This is a genomic window from Protaetiibacter sp. SSC-01, assembly GCF_014483895.1.
GTDB lineage: Bacteria > Actinomycetota > Actinomycetes > Actinomycetales > Microbacteriaceae > Homoserinibacter.
The window spans coordinates 1,174,512-1,190,007 of the sequence record NZ_CP059987.1 but is presented as its reverse complement, the minus strand read 5'-3'; the positions used below and the strand labels follow the sequence as shown (position 1 = coordinate 1,190,007).

The 15,496-nt window shown below is 71.8% G+C and carries 14 protein-coding genes; 10 read left to right on the top strand and 4 right to left on the bottom strand.

The features are described from left to right. Positions 1-4 precede the first annotated feature (4 nt). Positions 5-1,498 carry an MFS transporter gene (locus H4J02_RS05625; protein ID WP_187676106.1) on the top strand — a complete coding sequence of 498 codons (1,494 nt, stop codon included), beginning with the start codon at positions 5-7 and terminating at the stop codon, positions 1,496-1,498. A gap of 7 nt (positions 1,499-1,505) precedes the next feature. Here the strand turns inward: H4J02_RS05625 and H4J02_RS05620 are convergent, their stop codons facing one another. Continuing rightward, the gene (locus H4J02_RS05620) at positions 1,506-2,276 is read right to left on the bottom strand and encodes an SDR family NAD(P)-dependent oxidoreductase (protein ID WP_187676105.1); all 771 of its coding nucleotides are present in this window, start codon (positions 2,274-2,276) and stop codon (positions 1,506-1,508) included. 93 nt (positions 2,277-2,369) lie between these two features. Here H4J02_RS05620 and H4J02_RS05615 point away from each other — a divergent pair, with 93 nt between their 5' ends. From H4J02_RS05615 to H4J02_RS05590, 6 genes are all read left to right on the top strand, one after another. Continuing rightward, complete coding sequence (locus H4J02_RS05615) at positions 2,370-3,479, top strand: acyltransferase family protein (protein WP_187676104.1); 1,110 nt, start codon at positions 2,370-2,372, stop codon at positions 3,477-3,479. A 121-nt stretch (positions 3,480-3,600) separates the two neighbouring features. Beyond that, positions 3,601-4,917, top strand: coding sequence for a bifunctional o-acetylhomoserine/o-acetylserine sulfhydrylase (locus H4J02_RS05610; protein ID WP_187676103.1), 1,317 nt, complete (start codon positions 3,601-3,603; stop codon positions 4,915-4,917). 116 nt (positions 4,918-5,033) lie between these two features. Further along, on the top strand, positions 5,034-6,239 hold the full coding sequence (locus H4J02_RS05605; protein ID WP_187676102.1) for a homoserine O-acetyltransferase: 1,206 nt from the start codon (positions 5,034-5,036) through the stop codon (positions 6,237-6,239). 100 nt (positions 6,240-6,339) lie between these two features. Continuing rightward, positions 6,340-7,515, top strand: a complete 1,176-nt coding sequence (locus H4J02_RS05600) for a sensor histidine kinase (protein WP_187676101.1) — start codon at positions 6,340-6,342, stop codon at positions 7,513-7,515. Then, positions 7,512-8,771, top strand: a complete 1,260-nt coding sequence (locus H4J02_RS05595) for a hypothetical protein (RefSeq protein WP_187676100.1) — start codon at positions 7,512-7,514, stop codon at positions 8,769-8,771. Before H4J02_RS05600 ends, H4J02_RS05595 begins: the two co-directional genes overlap by 4 nt. Before the next feature lie 29 nt (positions 8,772-8,800). After that, a complete protein-coding gene (locus H4J02_RS05590; RefSeq protein WP_187676099.1) occupies positions 8,801-9,463 on the top strand; it encodes a response regulator transcription factor in 663 nt (220 codons plus the stop codon). A 55-nt stretch (positions 9,464-9,518) separates the two neighbouring features. On the opposite strand, the gene H4J02_RS05585 is transcribed toward H4J02_RS05590, so the two are convergent. Continuing rightward, entirely contained in the window at positions 9,519-10,784 is a 1,266-nt protein-coding gene (locus tag H4J02_RS05585; protein WP_222942215.1) for an MFS transporter, read from the bottom strand. Then, complete coding sequence (locus H4J02_RS05580; RefSeq protein WP_187676098.1) at positions 10,781-12,052, bottom strand: glycosyltransferase 87 family protein; 1,272 nt, start codon at positions 12,050-12,052, stop codon at positions 10,781-10,783. Before H4J02_RS05580 ends, H4J02_RS05585 begins: the two co-directional genes overlap by 4 nt. A 113-nt stretch (positions 12,053-12,165) precedes the next feature. Here H4J02_RS05580 and H4J02_RS05575 point away from each other — a divergent pair, with 113 nt between their 5' ends. Genes H4J02_RS05575 through H4J02_RS05565 form a run of 3 tightly spaced genes read left to right on the top strand, consistent with a single transcriptional unit; the run spans position 12,166 to position 14,629 of the window. Next, positions 12,166-13,002, top strand: a complete 837-nt coding sequence (locus H4J02_RS05575) for a transporter substrate-binding domain-containing protein (RefSeq protein ID WP_262406237.1) — start codon at positions 12,166-12,168, stop codon at positions 13,000-13,002. A gap of 20 nt (positions 13,003-13,022) precedes the next feature. Continuing rightward, complete coding sequence (locus tag H4J02_RS05570) at positions 13,023-13,898, top strand: amino acid ABC transporter permease (RefSeq protein WP_262406236.1); 876 nt, start codon at positions 13,023-13,025, stop codon at positions 13,896-13,898. Further along, complete coding sequence (locus H4J02_RS05565; RefSeq protein WP_187676096.1) at positions 13,895-14,629, top strand: amino acid ABC transporter ATP-binding protein; 735 nt, start codon at positions 13,895-13,897, stop codon at positions 14,627-14,629. The genes H4J02_RS05570 and H4J02_RS05565 overlap by 4 nt, the downstream gene beginning before the upstream one ends. 42 nt (positions 14,630-14,671) lie before the next feature. On the opposite strand, the gene H4J02_RS05560 is transcribed toward H4J02_RS05565, so the two are convergent. Then, entirely contained in the window at positions 14,672-15,487 is an 816-nt protein-coding gene (locus H4J02_RS05560) for an ADP/ATP-dependent (S)-NAD(P)H-hydrate dehydratase (RefSeq protein WP_187676095.1), read from the bottom strand. Positions 15,488-15,496: the final 9 nt, after the last annotated feature.

The window sequence follows — 15,496 nt, the reverse complement described above, 5'->3', positions numbered from 1 at the left end:
GATCATGGCGACCCGAGCCCGCACGACCGGTGCGATCACGTTCTCTCTCATCGGCTACCTGTTCCTCGTCGAGCTCACGAGCGGCATCCTGCAGGGGTTCTACGTGCCCCTCATCCCGAACATCGTGAGCCACCTCGAGATCCACGACGGCGACTTCAACTGGTTCGAGGCCGCGCAGCTGCTGCTCTCGGCGATCGTCGTGCCGATCTTCTCGAAGCTCGGCGACATGTACGGGCACAAGCGGATGCTGCTCGTCACGACCGCGCTCACGGCCGGCGCCACGTGGTGGCTCGCCGTCGCGGGCGACTTCACCTCGTTCCTGCTCGCGTGGTCGCTGCAGGCGTTCTACGTCGTGTGGCTGCCGCTCGAGGTCGCGCTCATCTTCGACCGCGGGCGCCGCAGCGGTTCGGGCCGCTCGCAGACCCGCCGCGCCGCGGGCTTCCTCGTGGTCGCGCTCGAGGCGGGCGCCATCATCGGCGCGCTCGGCGCGAGCCGCGTGCTCCGCGCGGTCGACGGCGACCTCATGCTCACCCTCTTCGTACCCGCGATCGCCGTGACGCTCGTGTTCTTCGCGATCCTCTTCGGAGTTCCCGAGTCGGAACCGCAGGGCCGCCGCAGCCTCGACGGCGTGGGCTTCGCGCTGCTCACGGTGGGCCTGCTCACGATCACCGCGGGCCTCGTCTTCCTGCGCATCTCGACGATCGGCGACGTCGAGATCCTCATGGAGGCGCGCGTCATCGCGCTCGCCGTCGCGGTCGTCGTCGGCGGCGCCGTGCTCTACGCCTTTGCCCGCTGGGAGCTGCGGCACCCCGACCCCGCGATCGACCTGCGCGTCATGCGGCAGCCCGCGATGTGGCCCGTGCTCGTCACGGCGGGCCTCTTCGGCATCAGCGTGCTCGGCGCGCAGGCGCCGCTCCTCACCTACTCCGCGACCGACCCCGAGGTGCACGGATACGGCCTCGGGCTCGACGAGGACACCCGCTCCTACCTCGTGGGCGCCTACCTCGTCGCGATGATCATCGGCGCGCTGCTGTTCGCGGCCATCTCGCGCCGCGTCGCCCCGCGCCTCGCCCTCATCGTCGCGACGGCCTTCGTCGCCGTCGGCTACCTCGCCTTCCTGCCCTTCCACCTCGAGGTGTGGCAGGTCATCGCGAACATGGTCGTCGCGGGCCTCGGCTCGGGCGCCCTCGTCGCGGCGCTCCCCGCGGCCGCGGCGGCCGCAGCGCCGCAGGGCCAGACGGGTGTCGCATCCGGCATGACGAACACGACGAAGACGATCGGCGGCGCGTTCGCGTCGGCCGTGTTCGGCGTCGTGCTCGTGACGGCCGCGGCGGATGTCGCGGAGACGACCGTCGCGCCCCTCGCGGGCTACATGACCGTGTGGGCGATCTGCGGCGGCGGCGCGCTCGTCGCGATGGTGCTGCTGTTCTTCGTGCCGAAGCTCGCGTTCGCCGACGTCGAGGAGGACCTGCTGCCGGAGGTCGAGCCCGCCGCGTGAGCCGCCGCTACGCCTTGGGTGCGAGCGCGCCCTTGTGGATCGTGCGCACGGCCGACTGGGCGACGGGCTTCACGACGACGAGGTCGAGGTCGACGTGGCTCGGCAGCTCGACGGCGTGTACGATCGCCTCGGCGATGTCCTCGGGGCGCAGCGGATTCTCGACGCCCGCGTAGACGGCGTCGGCGGCCTCCTGGTCGCCGCGGTAGCGCACGAGCGAGAAGTCGGTCTTGACCATGCCCGGCGCGATCTCGACGACGCGCAGCGGCTCTCCCCCGAGCTCGAGACGGAGCACCGCCATGAGCGCGTGCTGCGCGTGCTTCGCGGCGTTGTAGCCGCCGCCACCGAGGTAGACGGTGTGGCCCGCGATCGAGGTGACCGCCACGATGTCGCCGGAGCCGCGCTCGACCGAGCCGGTCCGCAGCGCCGGGAGCAGCGCCGCGATCATCCGCTGGGTGCCGATCACGTTGACCTCGTACATCGCGCGCCAGTCGTCGGGGATCGCGTCCTCGACGCTCTCGGTGCCGAGCGCGCCGCCGGCGTTGTTGACGAGAGCGTGGAGCGGACCGCCCGCCTCGACCTCGGCGCGCACGCGCGCGACATCCTCCTCGACCGTGATGTCGGCCACGATCGGCGTGAGCACGCCCTCCGCCGCGAGCGCGTCGAGACGCTCGGCGCGACGTGCGACGCCGATGACGTCCCAGCCGTGCGCGGCGAACCGTCGCGCCGTCGCCTCCCCGATGCCCGAGCTCGCCCCTGTCACGACCACGCGATATGCCATGCCCTCACGGTACCGGCGCGCCCGCGGTCTCGAGACGCGTCCGCTGCACGGGCGCTCCTCGCCCACCTGGGGATGCGCACCTACGCTGGACGGATGACCGACACCGCGTCCGTGCCGACGAAGCCGCGCGTGCGCGTGCCGTTCTGGGACAACGCGCGCTTCGCGTGCATCGTGCTCGTCGTGATCGGCCACGCGATCCAGCGGCAGACGAGCGACTCCGACAACGCGCTCACGCTCTACCTGTTCATCTACGCGTTCCACATGCCCGCGTTCGCGATCGTGTCGGGGTTCTTCTCCAAGGCGACACCGCCCGGCATCCGCCAGATGCGCCGCGTGCTCACCGACATCGTTCTGCCTTACGTCATCATGCAGGGCATCTGGTCGCTCGTGCAGTGGCTCGTCGAGGGCAAGAACGCCTTCAACCCGAGCGAGCCGCACTGGACGCTGTGGTTCCTGCTCGCCCTCGCGATCTTCCGCACCGTGCTGCCCTACCTCGCGCTCCTGCGCTGGCCGCTCCTGTGGGCCGTCGTCGCATCCGTCGGGGTCGGCTACCTCGCCAACGTCGACTCGACGTTCTCGCTCTCGCGCGCGATCGGGATCCTCCCGTTCTTCGTGCTCGGCTGGAAGCTGCGCTCGTGGGGCATCGTCGACCGGTGGCGGCACCTGCCGACGGGCGCCGTGTGGGGCGGGCGGCTCGTGGCGATCGGCGTGTTGCTCGCGTGGCTCGGCGTCGTGATCGTCAACATCCAGGCCTTCCGCGCCTTCGACCTGCGGTTCTGGTTCTTCTACGACGACTCGTACCAGGCGCTCGGCGAGCCCGAGTGGTGGGCGGGCCTCCTGCGCCTCGGGCTCATCGGCCTCGCGGTGCTGCTCACGGCGGCGTTCCTCGCTCTCATCCCCCGACGCGGCACCTTCTTCACGGGCTTCGGCCAGGCGACGATGTACGTCTACCTGCTGCACTCGTTCGTGCTGTACCCGATCCGCGAGTCGGGAGTGCTCAAGGACGACCACTCCTCGGCGATCTGGCTGCTCACGATGGTCTTCGCGTCGCTCGCGATCTCGGTCGCGCTCGCGAGCCCGTGGGTGCGCAAGGTCTTCCGTCCGCTCATCGAGCCGAAGCCGAACTGGCTCTTCGTCGACCGCGACGAGAGGCCGGCTGCCGCATCCCGCACCGACCCGACGGGCGCGCGCCGCCGTGGCTGACCCCCGGACGAGCGGATGTGACGCGGCGTTTCGTCGGGAATTGCCGCGTGACCGGGGCGCACGTAACGTTCCCGGCAAGCGGGCGAGCATCGAGCCCGCCGACCCGAACGAGGAGCGAACCATGTCGGACTGGAAGTTCGAGACCCTGCAGATCCACGCCGGCGCGGCGCCGGACCCGGTCACCAACGCGCGCGCGACGCCCATCTACAAGACCACGTCGTACGTCTTCAACAACGCCGACCACGCGAAGAACCTCTTCGCGCTCGCCGAGTTCGGCAACATCTACACCCGCATCATGAACCCGACGCAGGCGGTCATCGAGGACCGCATCGCGGCGCTCGAGGGCGGCACCGCGGCGCTCGCCACGGCATCCGGGTCGAGCTCGATCACCTACGCCATCCTCAACATCGCGAGCGCCGGCGACCACATCGTCTCGTCGAGCTCCATCTACGGCGGCACCTACAACCTCTTCAAGTACACGCTCGCGAAGCTCGGCATCGAGGTCACCTTCGTCGAGAACCAGGACGACGCCGACGAGTGGCGCGCAGCCGTGCGCCCCAACACGAAGGCGTTCTTTGCGGAGACCATCGGCAACCCGCGCATCAACGTGCTCGACATCGAGCTCGTCTCGGGCATCGCGCACGAGAACGACCTGCCGCTCATCGTCGACAACACGATCGCGACGCCGTACCTCATCCGCCCGTTCGAGCACGGCGCCGACATCGTCGTGCACTCGGCGACGAAGTTCCTCGGCGGTCACGGCACCGTCATCGCGGGTCTCATCGTCGACGGCGGCAAGTTCCCCTGGTCGCAGCACGTCGACAAGTTCCCCGGCCTCACCGAGCCCGACCCCTCGTACCACGGTGCGAGCTACACGGGCGTGCTCGGCGACGGCATCGCCTACGTCATCAAGGCGCGCGTGACGCTCCTGCGCGACACCGGCGCGGCCCTCTCGCCCGACAGCGCGTTCAGCCTCATCCAGGGCGTCGAGACGCTCTCGCTGCGCATCGAGCGCCACGTGCAGAACACGCAGGAGATCGCCGAGTGGCTCGAGCAGCACCCGGATGTCGCCTCGGTCAACTACGCCGGCCTCCCGTCGAGCCCGTGGTACGCGGCCGCCAACAAGTACGCCCCGCGCGGCGTCGGAGCGGTGCTGTCGTTCGAGCTCAAGGGCGGCGTCGACGCCGGCCGCGCGCTCGTCGAGAACGTGAGCCTCTTCAGCCACCTCGCCAACATCGGCGACGTGCGCAGCCTCATCATCCACCCGGCGTCGACGACGCACTCGCAGCTCACCCCCGAGCAGCAGCTCACGACGGGCGTCACGCCCGGCCTCGTGCGCCTCTCGGTGGGCCTCGAGAACGTCGACGACCTCAAGGCCGACCTGCAGGCAGGCTTCGACGCCGCGCGCCGCGCCAGCGCTGAATCCGCGCGGCGATAATCCGCCGCACTGCGTCGAGGGGCCGGGCGCGCGAGCGCCCGGCCCCTCGGCTGCGCCCACGCCCCGACAGGCCGGATGTGGCGTAACACGTCCCGCGCACCCGAGAGAATGGCGGGATGGACTGGCAGACACCCGAGGACGCCGTACCGTCGGCGTTCGTCACCGAGTCCAACCGCCGGGCGATCTCGGCGAAGCCCCCGGCATCCGGGGCGTGGCGCATCGGCGACGACCCGGGCGAGCGCATCTTCCAGCCCCTCGGCCCCATGGAGTTCGAGCGCGGCGGCAGCCTCCCGCACGTCACGATCGCCTACGAGACGTGGGGACGGCTCAACGAGGCGGGCGACAACGCCGTGCTCGTGCTGCACGCGCTCACCGGCGACAGCCACGTCACGGGCCCGGCCTCCCCCGGCCATCCGACGGCCGGCTGGTGGTCGGGTCTCGTGGGCCCCGGCAAGGTGCTCGACCCCGAGCGCTGGTTCATCGTGGCCCCCAACATGCTCGGCGGATGCCAGGGCTCGACGGGGCCCGCATCCGTCGCCCCCGACGGGGTCGAGTGGGGCGCCCGATTCCCGTACCTCACGATCCGCGACCAGGTGGAGGCGCAGCGGCTCCTGAGCGACGCCCTCGGCATCCGGCGCTGGGCGGTCGTCATCGGCGGCTCGATGGGCGGCATGCAGTCGCTCGAGTGGGCCGTGAGCCACCCCGACCGCGTCGAGAAGTTCGCTGTGCTCGCGGCGCCCCCGACCTCGTCGGCCGACCAGATCGCGCTCAACTCGGTGCAGAGCGAGGCGATCCGCATGGACCCCGCATACGCGGGCGGCGACTACTACAACGCCGAGGACGGCGAGGGGCCCCACCGTGGCCTCGCGCTCGCGCGCCGCATGGCGCTGCTCAACTACCGCTCCCCCACTGAGCTCGACGACCGCTTCGCGCGCAGCTGGCAGAGCGGCATCAACCCCATGGGCGGCGGCGGCCGGTTCGCCGTCGAGAGCTACCTCGACTTCCACGGCAACAAGTTCACGCGCCGCTTCGACGCGAACAGCTACCTCGTGCTCGTCGACGCGATGAACTCTCACGACATCGGCCGCGACCGCGAGGGTGTCGCCGCGGCGCTCGGTCGCGCGACGGGCCTCGGCCTCGTGCTCGGCATCGACAGCGACCGCCTCTTCCCCGTGCCTGGCCAGCGCGTCATCGCGCGCCACCTGCCGAACAGCCTGAGCGGCCCCGAACCCGTCGTCATCTCCTCGCCGTTCGGCCACGACGCGTTCCTCATCGAGGACGCCCTCGTGGGCGCCGAGCTCGCGCGCCTCCTCGAGGCCTGAGCGGAGACACGCGGCCCCGTCCTCCCCCCATTCGGGTGCCGCGATCTGCCACGATGGTGCCAAGGAGGCCCCGGTCGCCCGAACCGGTGGTGTGTGCCCGATGGATCTGATCGCCAAGGAACGCGACCGCGTACTGCAGCGCGGCGCGCGCGTGTACGGTCTCGGCTTCACGCTCGCCTCCGCCCTGTGCTTCGTCCTGCCGGGCGCGGCCCCCACGACGACGGCCCTCGTGATCGGCGGCGTGCTCTACCTCGTGCTCGCGGGCGCCCAATTCGTCGTCGGCGTGAGCCGCAACCCCGCGTGGGCCGTGCTCGCCCTCGCGGCGGGCCTCGGCATCGTGGCCGCCGCGACGGGATTCGGCTCGCACGCCCTCGGCGAGGGCGGCATGACGGCCATGCAGCTGCTCGTGTCGGGGTCGCTCGCATCGGTCGCGATCGTGCTCACCGGCACCGTCTGGCGCGTCATCGGCCTCGGCGTCGCGTTCCTCGGCGTCGCGGGTGCGACGCTCCTGCTCGTGACGCCCGAGTCGCAGGCCTCGCTGCGCACCGCGGGGCTCCTTCTGCTCGGCTGGATCCTCGCCGCGGGCATCGGTCTCTGGGTGACCGCGGGTGTGCCGCAGGTGAGCAAGCGCATCGCGAGCATCGGCCGCGCGCACCGCGCCGAGCGGCAGGCGAGCGAGCTCGAGGCGCAGCGCCGTCAGTCGGCGCGCCTCCTGCACGACACGGTCCTCGCGACGCTCACGCTGCTGGCCCACTCGGGCGTCGGGGTCACGCCGCAGGCGCTCCGCGAGCAGGCCGCCGAGGACGCGCGCCTCCTGCGCCAGCTTCGCCTCGGCTCCACCCCGACGCCGCAGGCCTCCGGCAGCTACCAGCTCGAGTCGGGCGGCGAGCCCGAGCCCGTGCTCGGCCGCACCCTCGAGTCGGTCAAGCAGCGCTTCGGACGGATGGGGCTCACGGTCAGCTGGCACGGCACAGGCCAGGTGCTGCTGCCGAGCGAGGTGCTCGACGCCTTCCTGCTCGCCCTCGCCGAGTGCCTCGAGAATGTGCGGCGGCACTCGGGCGTCACCGAGGCGCACGTGACGATCACCGACGACGAGACCACCGTGCGCGCGATGGTGACGGATGCCGGGATCGGCTTCGACATCGCCGACATCGACGAGGCGAAGCTCGGCTTCGCGGAGTCGGTCGTGGCGCGTCTGCGCGACGTGGGCGGGAACGCGCGCCTGTTCTCCTCACCCGGCGCGGGCACGACCGTCGTGCTGGAGGTGCCCCGATGACCGCCGGCATCCCCGAGGAGAACACCCTCGGCATCGTCGTCGGCAACGCCGCGCGCGCGGTCTCGAAGACCGCCAAGCGCCTCGGCCGCGCGGGCGCCCGTCCGAGCCTCGGATCCTCGTTCCTCGCCCTCGGCGCCGACGTGCTCGTCGTGCTGCGGGCCGTGTACGGCCTCAGCTGGTTCGTCGCGCTCTGGGACCGCTACCCCGTGCCGGGGGCGGCCGCATCCGCGTGGGGCGTGCTCATCCTCGTCATCGCGGGCACGGCGATCGCCTCCCGCGTCGGCGGTGACACGATGCCGACCTGGACGTTCGCGCTCGTGCTCACGGGCATCGCGGCGACCGTCGTGCTCGACGTCATCGCCGTCTGGGACCTCCATGACCTCGGGCGCACGCTCACCGCCGCGACGGCCGCGGGCGCCGCGCTTCTGCTCGTCGTCACGCAACGCGGGGCCGCGGAGCTGCTCATCGCCGCTGGGACCCTCGGGCTCGGGCTCGCGGTCGCGATCTTCATCAACACGCCGCCGGGTACCCCGTTCGACGCCGACCACCTCGCGCCCCAGCTCGCCGCCATCGCGTTCGCCGTGCTGCCCGCCGTCATCGGCGTCACCGTCGTGCAGGGCTACCGCCGCATGGTGCAGCTCGAGCTCGACCGCGTGCTCGTGCAGAGCAACGTCTCGGCTCCGCGCTACGCGGTCGGCATGCTCGCCTCCGAGGAGCTCGCGCGCCTCGACCTCGCCGCCGAACGCCTCCTCGACTCGATCGCGACCAAGAAGACCGCCCTCCCCCTCACGCCGAAGACGGCCTCGCTCGCGGCATCCCTCGCGACCGAGCTGCGGCTGCACCTCATCGAGGGCCGACGCGAGACCTGGCTCTATCACGCCGTGAGCGAGTCGGAGCTGCTCGGCCGCTCCGTGACGCTCGTCGACAAGTCCGCCCTCGCGGGGCTGCTCGACGCCCCGCAGCGCGACGGCCTCCTGTCGGCGGCGTGGATGCTCGTAAGCGACACGCGCAAGAAGGCCGCGCTCAACCGCAGCATCACGATCCAGCTCGGACCGCTCGCCCCCACGGGCACGCCCCGAACCGACCACAAGATCATCGTGCCGATCACGATCACGAGCTCCGGCATCCGGCGGAATCGCGTCGATCCCTCGATCTGGGCCGCTCTCGGTCGAGTCGGGCGATACTCTGACTCCACCGAGGGTGGAAGCCTCCGCGTCGATATCGAGGCGGCGGTAGACAACCCCGCCGACGTCTGAACCCCCCCCGTACCTCCGAAGGAGACCGAATGGCCGCCCCGATCCGACTCGCCGTGGTCGACGACCACCGCATGATCCTGAGCGGTCTCGCGAACTGGATCCGCAGCGCGTCGGATGAGATCGACGTCGTCGCCGAGCTCGCAACGTGGCCCGAGCTGCTCACGCACCCGGCCTTCCCCGTCGACGTCGTGCTGCTCGACCTCGATCTCAAGGACAACATCCCGGTCGCCGTCAAGATCTCGGCCCTCAAGTCGACGGGCGTGCGCGTCGTGCTCATGAGCACGTACTCCGAGCCGAACGTCGTGCGGGAGGCCCTCGCCGCGGGCGCGCTCGGCTACCTCGTCAAGAGCGAGGATGCCGCGATGATCGTCGAGGCGATCCGCGCCGCCGCGCAGGGCGAGAGCTTCATCTCCGCCGAGCTCGACCTCGCGATCAACGCGAGCGACATCGGGGGCGCCCCGAAGCTCTCGGCACAGGAGCGCCGCGTCATGGCGCTCTACGGCGGCGGCGAGCCAGTCAAGTCGGTCGCCTTCCAGCTCGGCATCTCCGAGGAGACCGCGAAGAGCTACCTCAAGCGCATCCGCGAGAAGTACCGCGTGGCCGGCATCGACGTGGGCACGAAGGTCGCCCTGCGTCGCCGCGCCATCCAGGACGGCATCCTCATCCAGGACGCCCCCACCGGCACCTTCTGATCGGTCCCGTGGCGCGGCTGGAGCCGCGACACGACGGCGGGAGAAACGCCTCCCGCTACGCGGTCGTGGCTCCCGCTGCGCGGCGAGCGGCGGATGCGGTCACCCACGTTCCAGCGAGGGCCAGGAGCACGCCGGGTGCGCACATCGCGAGGCCGAGCCACGTCGGCGCGACGTAGCCCCAGCCCGCCGCGATGACGGCCCCGCCGAGGGCTGCGCCGAGCGCGTTGCCGATGTTGAGCGCCGAGTGGTTGACGGCCGCGGCGAGCGTCTGGCTGTCGCCCGCGACGTCCATGAGCCGCGTCTGGATCGCGGGCGAGAGCGCGGCCGCCGCCGCCCCGACGCCGAACAGGAACGCGAAGAGCCCGACGAGCGTCTGCGCCGTGAGCGCGAGGCCGAGGAGCGCGACGGCGAACACGCCGAAGCACAGGAAGAGTGCGCGCAGGACGCCGCGGTCGGCCGCCCATCCGCCCGCGAGATTGCCGACCGTCATGCCGAGGCCGAGGGTCACGAGTGCGAACGGCACCCATGTCTCCGGAAGGCCCGTGACCTCGGTCGTCAGCGGCGCGACGTAGCTGTACACCGCGAAGAAGCCCGTGAAGCCGATCGAACCGGTGAGGAGCGCGAACCACACCGCGGGACGGCGGAACGCGCCGAGCTCGCGCCGCGCCGTCGCCGCGGGGTCGCCAGGCTGCCACGGCACCGTGACGGCGATCGCGACGACCGCGAGCGCGAAGATCCCGGCGACCGCGAGGTAGGCGACGCGCCATCCGGCCTGCTGGCCGAGGAAGGTGATGAGCGGCACACCCACGACGTTCGCGACCGTGAGGCCCGACAGCACGAGCGCGACGCCCTGGCCGCGCTTGCCCGGTCCCATGAGCGACGCCGCGACGAGCGCCGCGATGCCGAAGTACGCGCCGTGCGGCAGCGCCGCGAGGAAGCGGAAGAGCACGACGAGCTCGAAGGTGGGCGCGAGAGCGGATGCCGCGGTGCCGACCGTGAAGGCGATCGCGAGCCCCAGCAGGATGCGGCGGCGCGGCAGCCGGGCCGCGAACACCGCGATCGTGGGGGCCCCGACGACGACGCCGAGCGCGTAAGCCGCGATCATCGTGCCCGACTGCGCGATCGCGTCGTCGGACGATGCCGCCCACGCGGCCGGCAGCAGGTCGCGCGCGATCTGCGGCAGCAGCCCCATCGCGACGAACTCGGTGGCGCCGATGCCGAACCCGCCGAGCGCGAGCGCGAGCAGTGCGAGGCGGACGCGGAGCGGCGACGGCGAGGGAGCGGGCGTGGGGACGGGGGCGGTGAGGGACGAGGTGCTCACGCGAGCTGGGGCTCCGATCGGATGGCGTTGCGGATGGTGACGACGAGTGCCGCGATCGACCAGGCGAACAGCACGAGGTAGAGGACGTTGCGCGCGGAGAGCGCGATGAGCACAACCACGTCGAGGCCCAGGAGCTTCCCGTACCAGTACGGATAGACCACCTGGGTGAGCGCCGCGGTCGCGAGCGCGAGGAGCGCCGGCACATGGAACGACGGCCCGCCCGCGAGGCGCGCGCTCACGAGCCCGAAGACGATGGGCGCGGCGAGCCACACCGCGAACTGGGGCGAGCCCACCTTGTTGAACGCGATGAGCGCGACCGTGAGCGCGAGGACGAGGAGGGGCAGCATCCGCTCCTCCGGCACGCGGCGCACGGCGCCGACGACGCCGAGCACGACGATCGCGCCGACGGCGAGCACGAGCAGCGGCGTCGACAGCGCGGCGGCGAGCTCTGTTCCCGGCCCCTGCAGCTGGTAGGTGAGGATGCCGCGGTCGTAGTAGATGGAGGTTCCCGCCCCGGCCCACGCGGCCCACATGGCCGGCACCGCGAGCACCGACTCGATCTGGAGCCCGCGGCCCGTCTGCTCGGTGATGAAGCTGAAGAGGCTCACGCCGCCGCCCAGGATGACGCCCACGACGAGCACGACGGCCGTCGTGATGGCGGCCGCGCTCACGACGACGAGGCGCTGGCGCAGCGCGATGACCGCGGCGGCGACGAGCGCGGCGGGCCAGACCTTGATCCACGCGGCGATCGTGAGGAGCGCGCCCCCGAGTCCCGGGCGCCCGACGATCACGAGCACGCCGATGATCGCGACCGAGGTCGCGAAGACGTCGATGCGTCCGAGCGCGATGGGCCCGACCGCGACGAGGAAGGCGATCCACCACCATGCGACTCCCGACGTCGCGCGATCGGGGCGGCCGCGGTGCAACAGCACGGCGAACGCCGCGGCGTCGACCGCGAGCGCGAGGGTGAGCCACGTGCTCGCGAAGAACGTCCACCCGAACACCGCCGAGAGCAGCATCGGCACGATGGCGAGCAGCGGGTAGACCCACGCCGTGTCGATGCCGACCCACTGGCCCGCCTCGACGCCGCGCCGCATCCAGAACTCGTAGACGATCGTGACGTCTCCCATGGGGAGGCTCGGATGCGTGAGGCAGATGAGCCCGAGCACGAGATGCACGAGCACGAACGCCGACCACAGGGTGACCGGGTGCACGACGACGGCGCGCGCCCGCTCGCGGACGCCGGAGGCCAGCGCCGCATCCGTCATGGGATCCAGCGTAACGGCGACGATGACGCGACATGACGCGCGGCCCGGCGGCGGAATGCGCGACGCGGGATGATAGCCAGGCACCCTTCACGACCACAGCCCTGGGAGGTCCCGTGTCCCGCATCCGTCCCCTCATCGCCGCAGCCGGCGCCGCCGCGCTCGCCCTGAGCCTCGCCGCGTGCGCGAGCTCGCCGTCGTCGACGCCCTCCGGCGACGACGAGGGCTACGTCACGCCCGGCAAGCTCACGATCGCCACCGGCGAGACCGCGTACTACCCGTATGTCATCGACGACGACCCCGCCTCGGGCGAGGGCTTCGAGGCCGCCGTCGCGTACGCCGTCGCCGAGAAGCTCGGCTTCGACGCCGACGACGTCGAGTGGGTGCGCACGAGCTTCGAGTCGGCCATCGCGCCCGGCCCGAAGAACTTCGACTTCAACATCCAGCAGTACACGATCACCGACGAGCGCAAGCAGGCCGTCGACTTCTCGTCGCCGTACTACCAGGCGAGCCAGGCGGTCGTCGCCATCGAGGGCGGCGCCGCCGACGGCGTCGACTCGATCGCGGGCCTCAAGGACCTCGTGATCGGCGCCATGGCCGGCTCGACGAGCGCGACGACGATCGACGAGGCCATCGCGCCGAACGTCGCGCCGCAGCTCTACAACTCGAACGACGACGCCGTGGCCGCGCTCAAGGCGGGCCAGATCGACGCGCTCGTGCTCGACCTGCCGACCGCGTACTACGCGACGGGCGTCTATATCGAGGGCTCGTTCATCGTCGGTGAGCTGCCCGGCGCGGGCATCCCCGACGAGTGGGGCCTCCTGCTGCCGAAGGACTCGCCGCTCACCGCGAAGGTCACGAAGGCCCTCGACGAGCTCCGCGAGGACGGCACGCTCGCGAAGATCACGGATGAGTGGCTCGGCTCGGGTCAGGGCGTGACCCTGCTCAAGTGACAACGCGCTAGCGTCACCACGTGAGTTCTCCGCTTCCGGCCTCGGGCCGGCCGGCTCTTCGCGAGCCGAGCCGGCTCGAGGTCGAACGTCGTGCCTACCGGCGCCGTCAGCAGATCCGCTCGGTGCTCATCGCCGCGCTGTCGACCGTCGTCGTCGCCGTCATCGTGTGGGCGACCGTCATCAACACCGAGGGCTGGGCCGCTGTCCAGCGGTTCTTCCTCGACCCCGAGATCGCCTGGCGCTTCCTGCCGAAGGTGTGGGACGGCTTCCTCTTCAACCTGCAGGTGCTCGGCATCTCGGTGCTGACGGTCGGCGTCGTCGCGCTCCTGCTCGCGACGCTGCGCACCCTCCGCGGCCCCGTCTTCTTCCCCCTGCGCGTGCTCGCGGCGGGCTACACCGACCTGTTCCGCGGGCTGCCGTTCATCATCGTGCTCTACATCGTGGGCTACGGCATCCCGACCATCACGAACACCCGCTTCCCCCCGGTCGTGCTCGGCGTGCTCGCGATCACGCTCACCTACTCGGCCTACGTCGCCGAGGTGCTGCGGGCGGGCATCGAGGCCGTGCACCCCTCCCAGCGGCTCGCCGCACGCGCGCTCGGGCTCGGCTACACCCAGACGCTCGGACGGATCGTGCTGCCCCAGGCGGTGCGCAAGGTCACGCCGCCGCTCATGAACGACTTCCTGTCGATGCAGAAGGACGTGGGACTCGTGTCGATCCTCGGCGCCGTCGACGCCGTGCGCGCCGCCCAGAACGCGGCAGCGCAGAGCTACAACTTCACGCCCTACATCGTGGCAGGCGTGCTGTTCATCCTGCTCGCGATCCCCACCATCCGTCTCACCGACTGGTACTCGGCGCGCCTGCGCGACCGCGAGCAGATGGGGTCGATCGTATGAGCGCCGTGCTGACCGCGACCGACCTCTGGAAGGCGTTCGGCGACAAGGAGGTGCTGCGCGGCATCTCGCTCGAGCTGCAGCAGCACGAGGTCGTCGCCCTCATCGGGCCGAGCGGTTCGGGCAAGTCGACTCTGCTGCGCTGCCTCAACCTGCTCGAGCCGATCGATGACGGGCGCATCCTGCTCGGCGGCGACGACATCTCCGATCCACGCGTGAAGCCGGATGCCGTGCGCGCCCGGTTCGGCGTCGTCTTCCAGCACTACAACCTCTTCCCGCACCTCTCGGTGCTCGACAACGTGACGCTCGCGGCGCGCGTCGTGCACGGCACCCCGCGTGGCGAGGCGGAGGAGCGCGGGATGCGGCTGCTCGAGCGCATCGGCCTCGCCGACAAGGCGCGCGAGCACCCCGACCGCCTCTCGGGAGGCCAGCAGCAGCGCGCGGCGATCGTGCGCGCCATCGCGACCGACCCCGAGGTGCTGCTTCTCGACGAGATCACGAGCGCCCTCGATCCGGAGCTCGTGGGCGAGGTGCTCGACCTCGTGCGCGAGCTCGCAGCCGACGGCGCGACGATCCTCATGGCGACGCACGAGATGGCGTTCGCGCGCGACGTCGCGCACCGCGTGCTGTTCCTCGACGGCGGGGTCGTCGTCGAGGAGGGGCAGGCGCACGAGCTCTTCGCGTCGCCGCGCGAGGCCCGCACGCGCGAGTTCCTCGCGCGGCTCGGGGGCTGACGGCCGGGCCGTCGGGGCGGCCGGCCTGGTGGCCGGACGGGCTCAGCCGCGCAGCAGGTCCCGGATGACGCCGGGCAGCTCCGCGCACAGCTGCAGCACCGTGAAGGGTCCGCCCCGGCTCGCACGCTCCGCCGCGAGGCCGTGGAGCACGGCGGCGGTCGCCGCGACGGGAGCGGCCGCGCCGGGGTCGGCGTCGAGCTCGAGATGGTGGGTCGCGAGGAGCGCTCCGAGCACGCCCGCCAGCGCGTCGCCCGCGCCCGCCGTCGCGGTCCACGGCGGCGCGCAGTTCACGTCGAGCAGGCCGCCGTCGGGGTCGGCGACGTAGCTCGTGTGGCCCTTGAGCAGCACGACCGCCTGCCAGCGCGACGCCGCCTCGAGGGCCGCGCCCGGCGCATCCGCGAGCACCTCGTCGCGGTCGCGACCGAGCATCCGGGCGAGCTCCCCCGCGTGCGGCACGAGCACGCGCGTGCCCTCGGCACGGTCGACGAGCCCGAGCGCGCCGGCGTCGATGACGGTCGGCACGGCGTCGGCGAGCGCGCGGTCGCGCACCGACGCCGAGTACTCGTCGAGCGCATCCGGGTCCTGCCCCGAGCCGACGACCCACGCCTGCACGCGGCCGACGCTTGTGACAGCCTCCGGGCGGCGCTGCAGCACGAGCCGCGTCGGACGCCCCGCTCCGAGGTAGCGCACCATCCCGACGCCGGTGTGCAGCGCGGCCTCGACGCCGAGCACCGCGGCGCCCGGATAGCGTGCCGAGCCCGTCGCGAAGCCGACGACCCCGCGCGAGTACTTGTCGTCATCCGGACCCGGGACCGCGATCCAGTCGCGTGCCCGCTCCGGCGTGAAATCAGCACCCATGGCGCCACG

Bases quoted from the DNA above. Each gene is read 5' to 3' on its own strand.
- H4J02_RS05625 (WP_187676106.1), top strand. From the start codon at position 5: ATGGCGACCCGAGCCCGCACGACCGGTGCGATCACGTTCTCTCTCATC.
- H4J02_RS05620 (WP_187676105.1), bottom strand. From the start codon at position 2,276: ATGGCATATCGCGTGGTCGTGACAGGGGCGAGCTCGGGCATCGGGGAG.
- H4J02_RS05615 (WP_187676104.1), top strand. From the start codon at position 2,370: ATGACCGACACCGCGTCCGTGCCGACGAAGCCGCGCGTGCGCGTGCCG.
- H4J02_RS05610 (WP_187676103.1), top strand. From the start codon at position 3,601: ATGTCGGACTGGAAGTTCGAGACCCTGCAGATCCACGCCGGCGCGGCG.
- H4J02_RS05605 (WP_187676102.1), top strand. From the start codon at position 5,034: ATGGACTGGCAGACACCCGAGGACGCCGTACCGTCGGCGTTCGTCACC.
- H4J02_RS05600 (WP_187676101.1), top strand. From the start codon at position 6,340: ATGGATCTGATCGCCAAGGAACGCGACCGCGTACTGCAGCGCGGCGCG.
- H4J02_RS05595 (WP_187676100.1), top strand. From the start codon at position 7,512: ATGACCGCCGGCATCCCCGAGGAGAACACCCTCGGCATCGTCGTCGGC.
- H4J02_RS05590 (WP_187676099.1), top strand. From the start codon at position 8,801: ATGGCCGCCCCGATCCGACTCGCCGTGGTCGACGACCACCGCATGATC.
- H4J02_RS05580 (WP_187676098.1), bottom strand. From the start codon at position 12,052: ATGACGGATGCGGCGCTGGCCTCCGGCGTCCGCGAGCGGGCGCGCGCC.
- H4J02_RS05565 (WP_187676096.1), top strand. From the start codon at position 13,895: ATGAGCGCCGTGCTGACCGCGACCGACCTCTGGAAGGCGTTCGGCGAC.
- H4J02_RS05560 (WP_187676095.1), bottom strand. From the start codon at position 15,487: ATGGGTGCTGATTTCACGCCGGAGCGGGCACGCGACTGGATCGCGGTC.